This is a genomic window from Pseudomonas sp. LBUM1648 (assembly GCF_059716145.1).
Map to the genome: position 1 here is coordinate 6,461,518 of NZ_CP166808.1, position 17,510 is coordinate 6,479,027.

Annotated in this window: 13 protein-coding genes; 2 read left to right on the forward strand and 11 right to left on the reverse strand. The window is 61.0% G+C overall.

Going from position 1 to position 17,510, the window contains the following annotated elements; all coding sequences use genetic code 11:
• Window positions 1-99: 99 nt before the first annotated feature.
• Genes ACA043_RS29440 through hflK (ACA043_RS29455) form a run of 4 tightly spaced genes read right to left on the reverse strand, consistent with a single transcriptional unit; the run spans window position 100 to window position 6,054 of the window.
• Window positions 100-2,001 (reverse strand): heavy metal translocating P-type ATPase, encoded by a 1,902-nt coding sequence (locus ACA043_RS29440; protein WP_497658368.1) that lies wholly within the window; start codon window positions 1,999-2,001, stop codon window positions 100-102.
• The gene (gene hflK / locus ACA043_RS29445; protein WP_497658369.1) at window positions 1,998-3,059 is read right to left on the reverse strand and encodes a protease modulator HflK; all 1,062 of its coding nucleotides are present in this window, start codon (window positions 3,057-3,059) and stop codon (window positions 1,998-2,000) included. Before hflK (ACA043_RS29445) ends, ACA043_RS29440 begins: the two co-directional genes overlap by 4 nt.
• Window positions 3,056-4,096 (reverse strand): protease modulator HflC, encoded by a 1,041-nt coding sequence (gene hflC / locus ACA043_RS29450; protein WP_497658370.1) that lies wholly within the window; start codon window positions 4,094-4,096, stop codon window positions 3,056-3,058. The genes hflK (ACA043_RS29445) and hflC overlap by 4 nt, the downstream gene beginning before the upstream one ends.
• A complete protein-coding gene (gene hflK, locus ACA043_RS29455; RefSeq protein WP_497658371.1) occupies window positions 4,093-6,054 on the reverse strand; it encodes a protease modulator HflK in 1,962 nt (653 codons plus the stop codon). Before hflK (ACA043_RS29455) ends, hflC begins: the two co-directional genes overlap by 4 nt.
• 212 nt (window positions 6,055-6,266) lie before the next feature.
• Here hflK (ACA043_RS29455) and lpdA point away from each other — a divergent pair, with 212 nt between their 5' ends.
• Window positions 6,267-7,667 carry a dihydrolipoyl dehydrogenase gene (gene lpdA, locus ACA043_RS29460; RefSeq protein WP_497658372.1) on the forward strand — a complete coding sequence of 467 codons (1,401 nt, stop codon included), beginning with the start codon at window positions 6,267-6,269 and terminating at the stop codon, window positions 7,665-7,667.
• 86 nt (window positions 7,668-7,753) lie between these two features.
• On the opposite strand, the gene ACA043_RS29465 is transcribed toward lpdA, so the two are convergent.
• Complete coding sequence (locus tag ACA043_RS29465) at window positions 7,754-8,227, reverse strand: Lrp/AsnC family transcriptional regulator (protein ID WP_187677209.1); 474 nt, start codon at window positions 8,225-8,227, stop codon at window positions 7,754-7,756.
• Between the two features lie 144 nt (window positions 8,228-8,371).
• Between ACA043_RS29465 and ACA043_RS29470 the strand changes: the two genes are divergently transcribed.
• Window positions 8,372-9,001: a LysE family translocator gene (locus ACA043_RS29470; RefSeq protein WP_497658373.1), complete on the forward strand. Its 630-nt coding sequence runs from the start codon at window positions 8,372-8,374 to the stop codon at window positions 8,999-9,001.
• Here the strand turns inward: ACA043_RS29470 and ACA043_RS29475 are convergent.
• The 6 genes from ACA043_RS29475 to ACA043_RS29500 form a co-directional block, all read right to left on the reverse strand.
• A complete protein-coding gene (locus ACA043_RS29475; protein ID WP_497658374.1) occupies window positions 8,998-11,136 on the reverse strand; it encodes a hypothetical protein in 2,139 nt (712 codons plus the stop codon). The genes ACA043_RS29470 and ACA043_RS29475 overlap by 4 nt on opposite strands.
• Window positions 11,123-12,307 carry a DUF3142 domain-containing protein gene (locus ACA043_RS29480; RefSeq protein WP_497658375.1) on the reverse strand — a complete coding sequence of 395 codons (1,185 nt, stop codon included), beginning with the start codon at window positions 12,305-12,307 and terminating at the stop codon, window positions 11,123-11,125. The genes ACA043_RS29475 and ACA043_RS29480 overlap by 14 nt, the downstream gene beginning before the upstream one ends.
• A gap of 111 nt (window positions 12,308-12,418) precedes the next feature.
• Entirely contained in the window at window positions 12,419-13,573 is a 1,155-nt protein-coding gene (locus tag ACA043_RS29485; protein WP_497658376.1) for an acyltransferase family protein, read from the reverse strand.
• The gene (locus tag ACA043_RS29490) at window positions 13,570-14,487 is read right to left on the reverse strand and encodes a class I SAM-dependent methyltransferase (protein ID WP_489880169.1); all 918 of its coding nucleotides are present in this window, start codon (window positions 14,485-14,487) and stop codon (window positions 13,570-13,572) included. Before ACA043_RS29490 ends, ACA043_RS29485 begins: the two co-directional genes overlap by 4 nt.
• Window positions 14,484-15,788 carry a glycosyltransferase gene (locus ACA043_RS29495; protein WP_497615725.1) on the reverse strand — a complete coding sequence of 435 codons (1,305 nt, stop codon included), beginning with the start codon at window positions 15,786-15,788 and terminating at the stop codon, window positions 14,484-14,486. The genes ACA043_RS29490 and ACA043_RS29495 overlap by 4 nt, the downstream gene beginning before the upstream one ends.
• Window positions 15,782-17,362, reverse strand: coding sequence for a glycosyltransferase family 4 protein (locus ACA043_RS29500; RefSeq protein WP_497658377.1), 1,581 nt, complete (start codon window positions 17,360-17,362; stop codon window positions 15,782-15,784). The genes ACA043_RS29495 and ACA043_RS29500 overlap by 7 nt, the downstream gene beginning before the upstream one ends.
• Window positions 17,363-17,510 lie beyond the last annotated feature (148 nt).

Consider the following 17,510-nt stretch of genomic DNA (forward strand, 5'->3'; position numbering starts at 1 on the left):
CATCAGGTGTGTCGGCTGGACGGTGTGTTCAGTCACGACATAGCACTAGAGAGAGCGGTCCCGACGGCGTTACAGAGGTGTCAGAAAAAATATTCAGATTTATTCCTTGAGCTTGAGCAGCGGCTCCTGAAAACGCAGCAAACGCCCAGCGTTGCCCAGTACCAGCAACGTACTGAGGTTATGCAACAACGCGGCGATCATCGCCCCGGCGGCGCCCAACCAGCCGAACGCGGCGAATACCACGATGGCCAGCGTCCAGCCCAGACCGATGATCACGTTAACCTGCAAGGTGCGACGACACTGACGACTCAGCCGCACGCAAGTGCCGAGCCGGCGCAGGTCGCTGCCTATCAGAACGATGTCCGCCGACGCCAAGGCGATGTCTGCCCCGCCCGCACCCATCGCCACACCGACTACGCCCGCCTTAAGTGCCAGCGAATCGTTGATGCCGTCACCGACCACCATAGGCCGGAAGCCGTTGTCGATTTCCTTGAGTACGCGATTGAGTTTGTCCTCGGGCAAGGCCTGGGCTTGTACCTCGTGCAAGCCGACTTCTTGCGCCAATGTCTGGGCGACACTTTGTCGGTCGCCAGTCAGCAACAGTTGCCGCCCGAGGCCCAGTTCGCGCAATTCATTGAGAGCAAACCGGGCTTCCGGTTTGACGCTGTCGGCCAACAACAGCCAAGCGAGAAATTCACCGTTCAGGGCCAGGCCGGCAATGGGGCCGTCATGCTCGGGAATACTCGTCGTGGCGATTTTCAATTGGGCGAACAACTCTGGCCGACCAAGCGCTGCTTCGCCCTGCGCGGTCATTGCGACGATACCGAGTCCCTGCCGCTCGTGGATTTCGCTCAGCGGCAGATAGCTTTCCTGACTGACCAAGCCTGCCAGTGCCCGACTGACCGGGTGACTGCTCGCCGCGCCGAGGCTGGCGGCGAGCGCCATGACCGTCGATTGATCCGCGCGCGAACTGTTGATCGACTGCAAGCGCAAGGTGCCGTAAGTCAGAGTGCCGGTCTTGTCGACCACCAGCGATGTGAGGTCGGCCAGTTCTTCGAGGAACGCCGAACTGCGGATCAGAATCCCATGCCGCGCCGCAACCGCTACACCGGCAATCGCCGTGGCTGGCGCCGACAACACCAAGGCGCAAGGGCACGCCGCCACCAACACCGCAAGCATCGCTTGCGCGTTGTTGGTGATGAACCAGGTGACCGCCGCCAGCAGCAACACCAGCACCATGTAACTGCCGGCATAGCGTTCAAGCAATCGAGTGATTGGCGGTTTGGAACGTTCGGCGTTTTGCATCAGAGCGATAACTTTGCCGAGCGTCGATTCGTCTCCGGTGCGGCTCACTTCGATTCGCAGCAGGCCGTCTAGATTGATCGCGCCGCCGAACACCGTCATGCCCACTGCAGCTTCTACCGGAACCGACTCTCCAGTAATAGAAGCGGTGTCGAGGCTGGCCTGGCCAGAGAGAACTCGACCGTCAGCCGGCACCCGATCGCCGGCACGCACCTCAACGGTATCGCCCGGTTTCAGCATGCCGTTGTCCACTTCAATGATCGAGCCGTCAGCCTGAATCTTTCGTGCATGGCTGCGGGTCAATTGGCCGAGTGCATGAATCGCTTCTTGGGAACCAATGACGCTGCGCTCCTCCAGCACATGACCGAAGATCATGATGATCGGCAGCAAAGCCGCAGTCAGCAGATCACCCGTCGCCCAAGCGCCGAGCATCGCCAAAGCAATGAGTTGATCAGTGATGCCGTGCAGACTTGGATAACGCAGGCTGTACCACGCCGAACGCATCACCGGCACCGCCACTAATAAAGAAGCAAAACCGAGCAGCAACTGGCTGACACCGGTTTGCTCCGGCGCCAGCCAACGCCAGATCAAGCCGAGGCCAAGCAAGCCCAGGGCGAGCATCGCCGAGGTCAATTGCCTCGCCGCACGACGTTGTTCGGCCGAGGACAACAGGCTCGGTGCTGGGGTGGTCGCGCTCATTGACTGGCTCCCTGAATGATCAGGCGGGAATCGTCTTTCGGATCGACTGTGGTCACCGATCCGGCTTGGCCGAGGATCTTCGGCATGCGTTCGCGGTACAGACGCAAGAGCAATTGCGGGTCGGTGCCTTGTTGTTGGGCTTTGGCCAGGCGCAACACCGTCGCAGTGTCGGCAGATGCTTTGGCCAAGCGCTCACCCGCCTGAGCGTGGGCGACTTGCAGCGTGCGGTCAGCTTGTTCGTTGGCGGTCTGGGTGAGTTTCTCGGCATCGGTGCGCGCGTTGGCTACGGCTTTGTCGGCTTGCTGGCTGGCGGTCAAAACGGCGTTGAAGGCACTGACGGCAGGATCGGGCAGACTCGATTGCACATCGACCCGCGTCACTTCGACACCGATGCCCTGACCGCTCGCCTTCAGTTCGGACAAACGTTTATTGATGCCTTGCACCAGATCGCCACGCAGTCTTTCGCGGCGCTCGGCGGCCTGATTGTCGGCGCCGATCAGTTCCGGTCGGGCAACCAGAATGGTGTCCAGATCCCGAGCGGCCGTCAGTGCCACGGCGCTGCGCGTGACCAAACGATCCAGCGCCGGCACCACATGCTCGCCCTGAAGCACAAAGTCATAGGGGTCAGTGACCTTGTAAAACACCCGCACATCCAGCTGCACCACACCGGCATCACCGGTCAATAAATAACCAGATCCGGCCAACGCATCGCTGATCGGTGTGGCGAATGAAGCGACCCGTTCAGCTTTCAGCGCTTCGTCACTGCGCAGCAGATTCTCCACTCGACGCTCGATCACACGATCCGCCGCTGGCAGCAGAACTACCTGCTCGAACGGCTGTGGCCAGGCCAATAACAGGCCGGCGTTCTGGATGCGATCCAGCGCACCAAAGTGCAAAACCACGGCGCGATTCTGCGGATCAATCTGCCGCACATTGGAAAACGCCCAGGCCAATGCGGCCAACACCGTCACCGCGTACAAGGCAAAAAATGCCAAGCGTCCCGCCTGAATCCACGGACTGCTCAACGAATGTGTTCCACGTGGAACTTCTTCATTCATGGCTGCGATCCGGATTTGCTGTCGAGATTTGGCGGGCCATCGACCAGCACGCGGAACGGCGCGGCATCGGTGCGCAGGATCAGTTTGGTGTCTGGGGTGACGATGGTGCCGAGGGTATCCAGTGAGCGCAGCAGGTTGTACAGCTGCGGCGAACCCGCGTAGGCGCGACCATAAATCTGCGCGGCCTCAACGCGAGATTGCGCTTCGATATCGGCGGCTTTCACTGTGGCATCCGCCTGCACAATCCGCGCATCGCGTTCGGCGGCAGAGCGAATTTGCGCCGCTTCACGCTTGCCGATTGCAGTGCGTTCGGTGGCAATTGTTTCACGCTCGGCGCGCATGCGATCAACCGTGGCAGTGAGTGTCACTGAGGGCAGCGTCAGCCGTTCGATACCGACCTGCACCACGCGCACGCCATAAGTGGCGAGCAATTGCTGATCGAGCTGCTGACGTAGTTGTGCTTCGAAATCGGCAATCCGCACCTGACTGGCATCGGTGTTCACCAAGTTGGCCAAGTCGAAACTGCTGGCGGTGGTCTCCAGGGCAGAGCCGACAAACGTGCGAATCTGCCGCGCCGCTTCGTCGGGTTGGTTCTGCACCGCACGCATGAAGCGCTGCACATTGTCCGGGTCACCCTGCACCTGCCAGGCAACGTAAGCCTGGACGATGATGCGCAAACCGTCGCGGGTGCCAACATCCTGCAAACCGCTGGAGGTGGTGCGCAGGCGCAAGTCCACCGGGATCGCCGCTTCGAACGGCGCCGGCCAGCGCCAGCTCAACCCCGGCTCGAGCAGAACTCGCGACGGGTTACCGAAACGGGTAATGACAGTCGCTTCACCGGAGCGCACTTGCACCAGACTCGCTGCGGCGATGGCGAACGCCACCAGCAACGCCGCCCAACCCATACGCCGCCAGGGGAATGGCCCCGCCTCCTCCGGCGCACCGTGGTGGTGGTGACCGTGATGATGGTGATGCCCGCCGTGGCCGTGATCGTGGCCGCCGTGGTCATGATGATCGTGTGTATGCGACTGGCTCAATGGGCAACTCCTGGCTGAGCGGTGGTACGCGCGGGCGTCGGGTCAGCCGGCAGCGTGAACGTGCGCAAGTCGATGGTCGGCGCGTTACTGCTGCCGCCCAGGCGATGGTCGAGGATCAGCAATTTGGCTTTACTCAGGCCTTGGCTGAGCTGACTGAGGTACTGCTCCAGCACAAATGCCTGGCCGGCGCTGGCGTAGGCTTTTTGTTCGGCACTGAATTTCAAATCAGCGGCCTGTGCGGCTGCGCCGATTTCGCGGGCGTTGGCGCTGGCCTGATCGCGAGCAAGGCTGGCTTGCAACTGCGCCTGGTTGCTCGCTTCGGCAGCAGCACCGCGCTCGCGGGAGATCAACGCCTGCGCACCGATCTGCGCCGCTTGCACACTGTGATAGGCGTTCGCGGCGCCGGCCGGCGGGTGAATCGCCTCAACCACCGTGGCGAGAATCTCCACGCCACTGTCGAGTGTTTGCAGATCATTTTGCACCGCACGGCCGATCTCTTCCGCCAGCCCTACCCTGTCCGCACCGAGCAAACCGTCGAGGGTGCGTGAGGCAAAGTCGTGGACGAGAATTCGGCTGGCGGTGCTGCGGATGAGAGTCGGCACGTCGGCGCTGTTGTAGGTTGCAGCCAGCGCTGCCTGATCACTCAGACCGATGCGGTAGACGAAGCGCACGTCCATGTTGACGATTTGAAAGCTCTGTTGCTCGCCCCGACTGCTGGCGATGACTTGGGATTTATCGTTCACATGACTGGCGTCCCACAGGCGATTTGCTGTAATCGGTGCTGGGCCTTCGGCGGGATCGAATTGCAGCGGTGCCGGGTTTTCGCCGACGCTGGTCGCCAGTTCATGGACCACGCCGTTTTCGACGTTCAACACTCGACCCAGTGGCCATGGCAAACCGGCGTGCAAACCGGGGCCGAACACCTGCACCGGTTTGCCGAAACGTTCGTAGATGCCACGACCTTGCAGGGGAATTTCGTGGATACCGGTCAGCAACCAGCCGAACGCCGCGACCAGTGCCAACACCGGAAGAAACGCACGACGCATGTAACTGAACGCCCAGATCTGGCGCAGATCGATGCCGAAGCGGTTGTGCAATTCGTGCTGCAGCGCGAGCAGTGGTTGAGGCGGCCAACGCAGCAGGTCGGCGACAAAACTGCGCGCCAGTAGCGTCGGTTCAAGCTGATCGCGGCGCGGGCTGAATATCGAAAGAACGGCACGCAATAGCAACTCAATCGCGACCAATCCCGGCAAGATGCCGATCAGCACTGCAAGGCGAACCGGCCATAGGGCGGTCTCGCTGGCGAACAACAAACACAGCGCCCCCACCAACAGGCTGATGATCGCGACTCGCGACAGTTGCGCCAGCGAACTCGCTTCAGGCCATTGCGCCGGGGTTTGCTGAGCCAATTGCCGCTCCAGCACCAGCAAACCAAACGCCAACAACAGGGCCAATGCCGCGCCGACGGTGGCAGACGCCCCAACAGCGGCGGGCGGTAAGGCAAGGTTCCACACCTGCTCAATGCTGATCACCACCAGCACTGCCCAAGCGCCCAGCCATAACGTCGCCGCACCGATCAGACTTAGTAGGTGCAGGCTGCGTTGACTCAGTCGATCCAGCAGCCGTTCGTACCAGCCATCCGGCGCGCCAGGCTGCTCCATCGGCGCAGGATTCGGTACGACAGGATTGATCACTCGTGCCCGCCATCGCGTCACCCACCAAGCCGATTGCAACCCGGCAACCAGCACCAGCAACGCCGCGCTCTGGTTGATCAGTAGCGGAACCCACAACGATTGCGGCGCAAACAGTGCGACAAAAAACGCCAGCACCCACCCTGCCCCGGCCAATCCCCCCAACGAAATTGCCAGCCGTCGCAATCGGCGGCCCTGCGTAACCGCCTGCTGAAAGCGCGGCAATCCGGCCACTTGCGTGCCATCAACCTCCAGATCGACCTGCATATCACCCCAACGCCATCGGCTCTCATCTCATATCGTTACGATATAACGAAATACGTGAAATATTCGTCCACAAATTGCGCTTATCTAAGAACGCCCAAGCTGTCGCTTGCCTGAAGCCTTGACCGAAATGTTCGGGATCGCACATATTACGCTCGTAATTTTACTCAAGAACTACCGTTAGCGATCCGCATCCCTCAACCAGGAGTAAGCGCATGAGCAACTATGACGTAGTGATTCTGGGCGGCGGCCCCGGTGGCTATAACGCGGCCATCCGCGCTGGCCAGTTGGGCCTCAAGGCTGCCTGCGTTGAAGGTCGCGCGACGCTCGGCGGCACCTGCTTGAACGTCGGTTGCATGCCGTCCAAAGCCTTGCTGCACGCCTCCGAGCTTTACGATGCGGCCATGGGTGCGGAATTCGCCAATCTCGGCATCGAGGTCAAACCGACGCTCAATCTCGCGCAGATGATGAAGCAGAAAGACGAAAGCGTTACCGGCCTGACCAAAGGCATCGAGTTTCTGTTTCGCAAGAACAAGGTCGACTGGATCAAAGGCTGGGGCCACATCGACGGCCCGGGCAAGGTCACCGTGACAGGCGATCAGGGCAGCAAGATCGAGCTGACCGCCAAGGACATCATCATTGCTACCGGTTCCGAGCCCACGCCCCTGCCCGGGGTCGAGATCGACAACCAGCGCATTCTCGATTCGACCGGCGCGTTGTCACTGAGCGAAGTGCCTAGGCATCTGGTGGTGATCGGCGCCGGCGTGATCGGCCTCGAATTAGGTTCGGTGTGGCGCCGTCTCGGCGCGCAGGTCACCGTGGTCGAATACCTCGACCGCATCTGCCCCGGCGTCGATAGCGAGGCCGGTAAAACCCTGCAACGCTCACTCAGCAAGCAAGGCATCGAGTTCAAATTGAGCTCGAAAGTCACCAGCGCCACCACTTCGGCCAACAGCGTACAACTCAGCGTCGAACCGGCCGCGGGCGGCACGGCTGAGTTACTGGAAGCGGATTACGTGCTGGTGGCCATCGGTCGCCGCCCCTACACCCAAGGCCTGGGCCTGGAGAACGTCGGCCTGAGCACCGACAAGCGCGGCATGCTCGCCAACAAACAACATCGCACCGAAGCCCCGGGGGTCTGGGTGATCGGCGACGTCACGTCCGGGCCGATGCTCGCGCACAAGGCTGAAGACGAAGCCATGGCCTGCGTCGAGCAGATCCACGGCAAGGCCGGCGAGGTCAATTACGACCTGATCCCCAACGTGATCTACACCAAACCGGAGCTGGCCAGCGTCGGCAAGACTGAAGAGCAGCTCAAAGCTGAGGGCCGCGCCTACAAGGTCGGCAAGTTTCCGTTCACCGCCAACAGCCGGGCGAAGATCAACCACGAGACTGATGGTTTTGCCAAAGTCCTTGCTGATGAGCGCACGGATGAAGTGCTCGGCGTGCACCTGGTCGGCCCGAGTGTGAGCGAAATGATTGGCGAGTTTTGTGTGGCGATGGAATTCAGCGCTTCTGCCGAGGACATCGCCCTGACCTGTCACCCACACCCGACTCGCTCCGAGGCGTTGCGCCAGGCCGCGATGAATGTGGAGGGGATGGCGACGCAGATGTAGAAGATCAAAAGATCGCAGCCTCCGGCAGCTCCTACCTGAAATGCGTACCCTGTAGGAGCTACCGAAGGCTGCGATCTTTTCGGTTTTCAGGATGGAAGATGCCCCAACGGCAACGCTCCCGGCGTCTTCACCGTGTGAATCGCAAAGTTGCTGCGGATATCGCTCACCCCCGGTAGTTTCAAAAGGCACCCACTGAGAAACCGGTCATACGCACGCAAATCCGGCACCACCACTTGCAGCAGAAAGTCAGATTCCCCCGAAACCAGAAACGCTGAAATCACCTCCGGCAACGCGGTGACGGCCGCGTAAAAAGCTTCGGCCTGTTCGTCGTTGTGGCGCTCGACCTTCACCCCGACAAACACCGTCAATCCCAACCCCACCTCATCTCGATCCACGTTGGCCTGATAGCCGCGAATCACCCCCGCCTCTTCCAGCATCCGCACCCGCCGCAAACACGGCGACGCCGACAGGCCGATCTCATCCGCCAGCTCGACATTGCTCAAGCGTCCGTCACGTTGCAGGGCGGCGAGAATCTTGCGGTCGAAGGCGTCGAGTTTCATAGTTGGCAGATCCTGATGGCGAGAGCGCAAAAAGAAAGCAGGTTATGCCAATACAGAGGCATTTTGAAGCGGACTACGCAAGCACCTGCCCCACCCTCCGCCCCTAGACTGACGTCACCGAATCGACAACGAAAGGAGTGTGACGTGGCGAGTCTATGGCTGTTTTTCCTGGCATTGGCGGTGGTGTTTCTGTTGCCCGGGCCGGACATGATTCTGCTGCTGCAAACTGGCGCCCGACAGGGCCGCGGTGCGGCGCTGGCCACCGTAATAGGCTTGGCGATTGCCCGCGCATGTCACGTGGTATTGGCGGCGTTGGGGCTGGCGGCGCTGTTCAAGGCTGCGCCGTGGACGTTCGAAGTGGTGCGCCTCGCCGGGGCGGCGTATCTGCTGTGGATCGGCATTCAATGCCTGCGCAGCACGCTGGTGCCGAACCTGGATGCCGGGGATGTTACCGAGGCACGCGGGCAATGGCGCGAAGCAATCCGCCGTGGCTTGCTGACCAATCTGCTCAACCCCAAAGCGTTGCTGTTCTGCTCGGTGCTGCTGCCGCAATTCATCGTCACCGACGGCGCACCGGTGCTGAGCCAGTTCGCCCTGCTCGGCCTGTTGCTGGTCGGCATAGGCCTGCTGTTCGACAGCATCTACGCCCTGGCCGGTGCCGCGCTGGGCCGTTGGCTGCAACACAGTCCAACGGCGCAACGGGTTCAACAATGGCTGTTCGGCAGCCTGTTGATCGGCTTCGCGGTGCGCCTGACGTTCATCCAGCAGGCTTAACCCTTGCGAGTCTTGCGCTGGCGACGAGTGATCAGCAACAACGCCGCGCCGACCGCCAGCACAATCGCGCCGATCTGCACCGGCCACTTGTACGGTCGCAGGCCCGCGCGGACAGCGTCGGTGACTTGGGTGACGTAGCGCTTGTCGGCGTTTTCGAAATCCGGGTACGGGCACTGATTGCCGAAATCCACTGCCCACGGCACGTAAGCGCCTTCCTTCACGTAACGCTGATACAACGCGCTCTGATCTTCCAGGCTGCTGTTCCAACCAGCGGCGGAACAGAGCACGGCGGCAAACGCCTGACTCGTGTGCGGCAGGTTGTCGGCGGCGCGATTGGCCAGCGCGGTGGCAACAAAGCGATAGTGATAACGCTGATCGGGCTGCGCTTCACTGGCCTTTTGGCGTTGAACCTCGGCTTCGGATACCAACGGACCGATTTTCAGCTCGGCGGTTTCCAGGCTGTAATTGCCGCCGAACGTGGCGTAATCCGGGGCCATCTCGTAACCGATGATATCCATGCCCCACTCACGGGCCGTCCACGCCGCGTTGTACAGCGCACTGGCACGCTTGGTTGGCCACCAGGCGGAATCGGCTTTCAGTCTTTGCTCGCCGTAGAGGCGGGCCTTGTTCTGCAGATCGGCATTGTCGAAATAGCCGACGGCCTCTGCGTAATGCCCTTCGCGCAGCAAACGCCGGCCCAGCAGATTGCGCAGGCTGGCGGCGACGGGCAGCGGCACGTAATTGTCACGCTGCTCTTGGGTCAGCGCCGGCGGTGCCGGCACGTTGGCGTCGACATACTGCTTGAGTTCGTCGACGGTCAGCACGCGTTCGGCGACCGTCGCGGCATCGAACCAATAAATGCTGTTGCTGCGATACAGCTGGACGAAGGCTTGCAGGTACTCACCGCGTTGCAACGCCAGAATCGCGCTTTCGCCCTCGACCCGGCATTTCGGCTGGACCGTTTCCAGTGCCCAGTCCGGCGTGCGTCGATAGCCCCAGTCTTCGTTTTGCGGGAAGGCCTGCGCGGCTTTCGCATAGGCGGCTGCCGCCGCATTCTTGTCACCGTCGCGCACTGCCAGTTTCGCTCGCAGCCACCACGCGAGACCACCGTCGCCAGCGTGTTCGAGGAAGGCTTTGGCGCTGGCGTAGTCGCCCTGCTGATAATTCACCGCGGCCAATCGATCGGCGTTGTCGAAGGTGCCACGGGTACTGTTTTGCAGAAGCTTGACCAGTTTCTTTTCGTTCGGCGGTTCATCGCCAAACGACCAGCCGAGGCGGCTGAGCAACGAGGCGGTGACCAGTTTCTGCACCCCTTCGTGTTGCATCAGCTTGGCCAATTCCAGCTCAGGCATGTCCGCCAACTCGTTCGCCAGTTGTTTCAGCGAGGTGTAGCCAACCGGTGAACCGTGCACGCTCTGCGCTGCATAAAGATTGATCGCATCGTCCCAGCCACCGGCCATACGCGACGCTCGCGCCTCTTCCCCGAGGCTGGCGACACCCAGCCCCAACGGATCGCTGAAACCGTCGATGCTCAGTTGCCGGGTCTGGCGAAACGCCGAGATCGCCTGCTCCAGCGGATCGAGCATGTCGTCAGCCTCGGCGCTCATGGCGAACAGCGCGCGCCCCTCGGAATACGCTGCCCACGTACTGCGCAACGGGCGCTGATCCGCCGGTAGCGCCAGCAGTTGGCGGAAATAATCGACCGCCAGTTGATGCTCGCCGACATTGAAGGCCACCGCTCCCGCCACATACAGACGGATTTCCGCCGGCAGACTGCTGCCCTGTGTATAAGCGTCGCGGGCATCGGTAAGCCCGCGCAGACGCGTAACCAGTGCTTGCTGTTCATCGGTCAGGCCGGCGGCTTCAGCCTTGTTGCGCTCCTCGGCAGGTTCCGCCGGCTCGGCGTAAATAGCGTTCGCATTGTCGGCGGCAGGTGCGGGGTTTTTCAGCCCGGCGATCGCTTTGCCCAAGCGGCTGACTTCGAAGTTGAAGTTGCCTTCGGGCAGATCGGCCAGCGTCTGCCCTCGATTGTCGAGCAGGCGCATCGGGAAGTCCGGGCCGCAGGCCAGCGCCGAGCCCAGCGGCAGACAGAGGCTCAGGCAGAGCAGATGGCGGGGCCAGTTACGGGTCAACATGCGAACCTCCTTGATCAATAAATGCACAGCGCGCCCAACCGATGGCGCGCTGCCCGTTCGCCGGCAAGCGACCGTTGCGAAGGCGGGTGAAGGTAAGCAGATCCGGGCTCTGTTGCAATGAATAACCGGCGAGCGCGTCGGCGCCTTCGCAGTCGCTGGCCTTCACGGTGATACGTGCGGGCCAGGCGCTGTCGAGGTTGCCGGCATTGTCGAGTCGGAGGTCGTAGAGGCCGCTGTGTTCACTGACGCTGAGGGCGAGTTGGCCGTGCAACTCATCGCCCCGCGCCACCGCGCGCAGCGTGGTCAGGCTCCAGGCGCGGCGGTCATTGACCAGCGGCAAGCGAAACCAGATCAACCCGGCCAGATACGCGGGTGGATCGTCCCGCAGCGCTTTACCGAGTTGGCTCAGTTGCACTGGATCGGCGAGCAGTTCTCGGCGCTGACCGCCACGCTCAAGCGGCACCTCACTTTCCACCACAGGCGCGCCGTCGACATCCGGCAACAGCGCCACACCGTAGGCGGGCAACGCCAGATAAAACGGTTTGCGGGTGATTTCCCCCCAGGCCTCGGCCCAGCGCCGCGCCTGCTCAGCGTCGAACAAGCCGCGTCGCGGGTCGCTGACGGCATGCACTTGCAGCACGCTGCTGTCGACTGTCGCCAGCAAGTTCGGCAATTGCGCACTGTCGAGCCAGGCCGGCAGCGCGGTAATGCTCAGAGGCAACGATTGCGGGAGTGCCGAGCGTAGATGTGTGAGAAATTCTGCATAGGCCGGCAGCCGCGCATTGCCGGCATCGTGGTCGATTTCCACGCCACTCAGGGTCAGGCCCAGCGCCTGCCAGTCATTGATGAGCTGAAGGATCTGCGCCGTGACCTGCTGCTGACCCAGCGCCTTGAGTTGGCCATCAAGACGAATCACCGCAATCAGCGGGCGGCCATCGCTTTTCAGCAACTGCGGGTCGATACGCGCGCGGCTCCACCCGGCATTCGGGAACGCCTGCAACGCGAGCACCCGCAAGGTGGAAAAATCACTGCGGCTATCGCGCAACGCCGCCTCATGGGCCGACGTCCACTGGCGTTGCCAGACGTAGAGTTGCTGATCGAGTGGCGGTGAATCATGCCGCTCACAACCCGAGAGCAAGACCCCAAAAAACAGCCCCACAATAAACCGCATACCTTCCAGATCCCGGACACCACAAGAGTGCAAGGTTACACAAAACCCTGCAGGAGCGGGCTTGCGGGCGTCGAGCGGGGTATCACCCGCGCTTGCAGGGGACCAAAAGACTCAACATGAAGAAGCTTCAGTGGACGGAACAGGCCTGCGGGACGGGCCGAGGCGTTTCACCAGTGCCACGCCGCGATTGCGCATAGGCATTTCGATGAAGCGGTAATTCAATTCGCTGAGAAATACGATCAGACCGAATGCAAACAGCAAGGTAACGATCGGGTGTCCCGCCGGGCTCGGCAGGCCTGCACCCTGCAAACGGAAAATCACTTCGCGCACCAGGAAATACACCGGAACGTGGATCAGGTAGATGCCGTAGGAACGACTGCCCACCCACGCCATCAACCGCTGCCAGCGTCCGGCGGGCAACAGATAGTTACCGTCGTAAGACGCGATCCACACCAGCACTGCACTGAGTACGGCAATGGCGCCGATGCGATAGTGGGTGGGGGAAAAACGGTCGGTGGCCAGGTAACTCATCAGCAACCCGACGACTATCAGCGCTGAAATCCCGGCCCACGGACTCCTGAGAAACGTCGGCTGCCACCGTCGATAGCTCGGTTGCACACTCCACATCGCCAACAGCACGCCAAGGGCCAGCGCGTCGGTCCTGACGACCATCAGCAGCGGCGTACGGACCGTGAAGAGTTGCACCGCAACCAGCGCCAGCAACACCCACACCAGATGCCTGCGACAGACCAGAATCAGCAGCGGAAACAGCAGGTAAAATTGCTCCTCCAGCGCCAGACTCCAGTAGACGAAACTGCTGCCGTACTCGTAATGAAAAAAAGCGTCGGCAAAGCGGAAGTTGGCGTACTGCAACACCCCCGCGAGCGTGGCCTGAAGGTTGGCCTGTAGTGTGCCGAATGCCCCGGAGCGGTTAAAAACCACGCACATCAGCAGCACCAGTGCCAGCCACAACCAGGCCGATGGCAGCAGGCGAAAAGCTCGTCGCAACCAGAAATTACGCGTTTGCTCCCAGTACTCCTGACGGTTGCTGCAACCGCGCAGCGCGGGGATCAGACTGCGGGCAATGACGAATCCGGAAATGGCAAAAAAAAGATCCACCCCCCACCAAGGCTGCGCCCAGGCATGAATGGATTCGAGCAGCGGCACGGGATCGCTGAACAGATTGCCGGATAGATGATGAAACAGCACCCCAAGCACGGCTATGGCACGCAGCACTTCGATGTCCATGATTCGTTTACTGCTCATGACGCATTCCCGGCATCCAGTGGTTTACGGGCAATGATCACCTGGCTCTTGGGCATGAATTGGTCAAGCGCCTGTTTGATTGCAAGCCCGTCGGGCCGGTCCAGCATCTCTTCCCAGGTTCTGGCCCACCCGCCCATCAAATGGGGGAACGGCGCATGAATGCGATCGCGCACTGCACCGCCAGGATCTTTACCGGCAACCTTTTCGCTGGCCCAGAAGAAAATCATGCCCATCACCCAGAAAAACCCGGTGGCTTGTCGATGTTCGATGACCAGTCCGGCATCCTCGACCATGGCAGCGAAGCGCTCCGGGGAAAAGATCTGCACATGATTGGGCGTCTGGTAATAACTCGGCGGGGCGATGCCTTTCTGCAAATGCTCGCCAACCGGCGCCGGTACACTGAGCAGGTACAACGCACCGGGACGTCCCATACGCGCCAGTTCGGCCATAAACGATTCGGGCTCGTCTACGTGCTCCAAAACCTCCATGCACACCACTTTGCTCGCGCAGCCATCCGCCAATGGCAATGGCAAGGTGTTACTGACCAGCCCCAGATTCGGCCTGGTGCTCTGAGCTTCGACCTGGCGAGCCAGGTCGCGCACTTTGTCGTGTTCGCTGTCGGTAAAGATCACCGAAGCGCCCTGGCGTACAGCAAACAACGTCGCCGCACCCTCGCCGCAACCTACGTCGAGCAGGGTGTCGTCAGGCGTTATGGCAAAACCCTTGAGCAATTCGCCACTGTCATTGAGAAACCAGCCATCCAGTACTGCATCACGTAATCCCACATCACGCGGCGACCAGGTGAACAAGGGTTCCGGTTCAGGCGTCGCCTCAACCAGCGGCTCGGCGACAGGCTCAACAGCCAGCGGCGGTTGCGGTTCGGCAAAAAAACGCTGGAGCAATCGACGAATCATGCTCCAGTCACCTCCATGGCAAGTTCGGCGCGACGCTCGAACAATTGCGCAAAGAATGCCTGCAACCGCTGCTCGGCCACGGCCTGACTGCAAAACCCTTGCAGGCTGCTCACGGCTTGCGCCGACATCTGCGCATAACGCTGCGGATCGTTTTTAGCCACCTCGTAGCTGGCGCGATAAGCCGCGCAAATCGTGGCCCAATTGGTCGCGTAGCGCAGGGTCCGGTAAGCCGAGCGCGGATCGTGTGGCCAGGCCGTGAACTCCTCGGTTGACTCGATCAGGAACGCGTTATCGGCGTTCAGATAATCAATCATCGCCGTCGTGCAAGGGGCCACCGCCGGTTTACCGCAAGACATGAACTCCATCAGCGGCAGGCACTGGCCTTCGCCATAGGACGTGTTGACGACGTAACGGGTCGCCTGCACCAGACGTTCGTAATCCGCGTCGGCCAGATAGCCATAGACCAACACGATGCGGCAGCGATAAGGCTGATTTTTGTACAGGTGATGAAGGATGTCGGTGAGCGCTTCTTGTGCATCGTGGTGGGTGAGCTTGAGCACCAGCGTCACGTCATCGGTCTCACGGAACGTCGCGCAGAAGGCACTGATCATGTCCTCCCAGTTCTTGCGTCCATCGCGGGGGTTGAACACCGAGGTGTACACGACGCCTTCGAGTAATAACGTCTGCTCGGTGACAGGCGCCCGGAAATCGATTCCCGGGCCACGCCGCCGATTTACCGGGCCGAAGGCATTCAGATCGACCCGGCGGCTGTCGACCACCAAACCTTTGATCTTCAATCGTACTGAATCGACCACAGGTTGCCCCTGCAACTGAACGCCGCGCGCCGCGAATCGATCCCAGACCGGGGCGGGTACGGCGACAATCGGGTAATCGACGTCCGTCGCTTCGCGCACGGCGTTGACGGTATAGCTGGAATGGGTGATCGCCGCCCCGCAGGCATTGAGTACCGTGCGCCAGTCGTTTAGCGGATCACCGTTAAACGGCTCGTTGGGGATGGTGCTGAACTCCCAAGCAAATACCGGCAACGTCGGGCAGGCCAGATGCACCGGCGTGCGGTGCGGTGGCGAGAACGATAGAAACACACAGGCCTCGCCACGGGATTGGCAGTCGGCGTACAACGCATCGACTTCAGTGTTCGGGTCAGTGACCTCGATCACCCGCCCGAGGCGCTCCAGCACCGGCCGATACTCCTTGAGGACGAAGTAATAGCTGTACTCCGAACGCCCCAGGTTGCGGGTAATTGTGTGCTGGTTGGTTTCCGAATGGATGATGATCAGCATGAGGCGTTATCCGTAACCGGGGCAATGTTGCTCGCCTGTGACTGTGGCCCGAAGAAATCCGCAACACGCTTTTGCAGTGCCGGCATCGCGCTGTAATCGCGCATGCGTTCGGCTGCCGCCAGCGACATGCGCTGATAATCCTGAGGCTGTGTCTTGGCCATTCGGTAGCTGTTTTCGTAGGCCTTTTTCAATGAGCCCCAGTCCGGTCGATGACGCTGTGCGCGAAAGAGCATTCGCGGGTCATGTGGCCAAGTGCACACCTCTAAGCTGGAGCCGACCACAAACGCCACGGAATCGTCGATGTAATCTTGCATCGCCGTATGATCGGGAGCGATCACCGGTTTGCCGCACGCCATGAACTCCATCAGTGGCAGGCACAGCCCTTCACAATGCGAAGCGTTGACGTAAAAACTCGTAGCCTGGTAAAGCCGCGCATATTCAGCATCATCCAGATAGCCCTGAATCATCACTACCCGACAGGAAAAGGGTGCCAGTTGCGCCAGTGGTGTCATCAAGTGCGCATAGACGGCCGCCAGATCGCTCTGGGTGAATTTCATCACCAGTGTGGCGTCTGGCGTGTCACGAAACGCCGCGCAAAAAGCGCTCAGGATCTGTAGCCAGTTCTTGCGCCCGTCTGAGGGGCGGAATACCGACACGTAGACCACACCGTCGACGTGGGTTTCGACCTGCAACGATGTGTCCGGCATATCCCGCGGTGGCGGTTGAACGGCCACAGGTAAAGGGATAGGGCCGGCGATATTCGGCAGGCGGTTACCCAGCCATTCATGCACGGAGTCCGAGAGCAGATCGCGAATCCCTTCCCAGTACCAGTTCTGCACAAACCTGACCCGAGGCACCGGCGGCGTCTGCTCGTGGCCCAGATTCAGTACCCACAGGCGCAGGAAATGCCGGGCAATCACAAAGCGCCGCTTCAAGGTCAGCGGCGGAGGTCGCGAGGCCTCCAGTTGAGCCTCGATTTCGGCCTGCTCCTCCGGGGTGAGCGGCTCCGGTAGCAGATTATCCGGGTGCAGGTTCATCAAGCGGGAATCAAAGATGCAGCCTTTGACGGTCAATGTCGCACCGGCATTGACCGGTGCACTGACATGCCGATCGCGAATCGTTGCAAAGCTTTCCCACAGGGGCGCCGGCAGCACCAGCACCGGGAAGTCGTCGCCCATGGAGCGACGGATCGCTTTGGCCGCGTGGCTGGACAGCGTGATCACTCGCCCGTGCCTGGCCAGCATGCGCGTCCAGTCCTGCCGCGGATCGTTGTCCCACTGTTCGTCGGGGATCGAGTCGTACTCCCACGCGACAACGCAAACTGTCGGGCACTCAAGATCGATCGGGGTCTTCTGCGGCCGCGTGAACGAGAGGAAGACACTCTCCTGGCGTGCGGCGAGCAACTGTCGGTAGACCGGATCAACGTCTGCAACCGTATCCACCACGTGGACTCGCCCGAGCGTTTCGAGCAGCGGGCGATAGGCCTTCAGCACAAAGTAGTAACTGGAATCGGGATGCCCCAGATTCTTACTGATGGAACTGTCGTTGATGTCCGAGTAAAGAATGAAATTCATGGCATTCCACGATGAAACTGCCATCCCGGCAGCCTCACACTATGACGGCCGCGCGTCGAACCGGATTGATATCCGTCCTTCGTCTGAGGTCTCGTCTTGTTCTTGTTTTAGTGGTCAGTTTCAACTCTTTGCACGACGGCCCCGACGA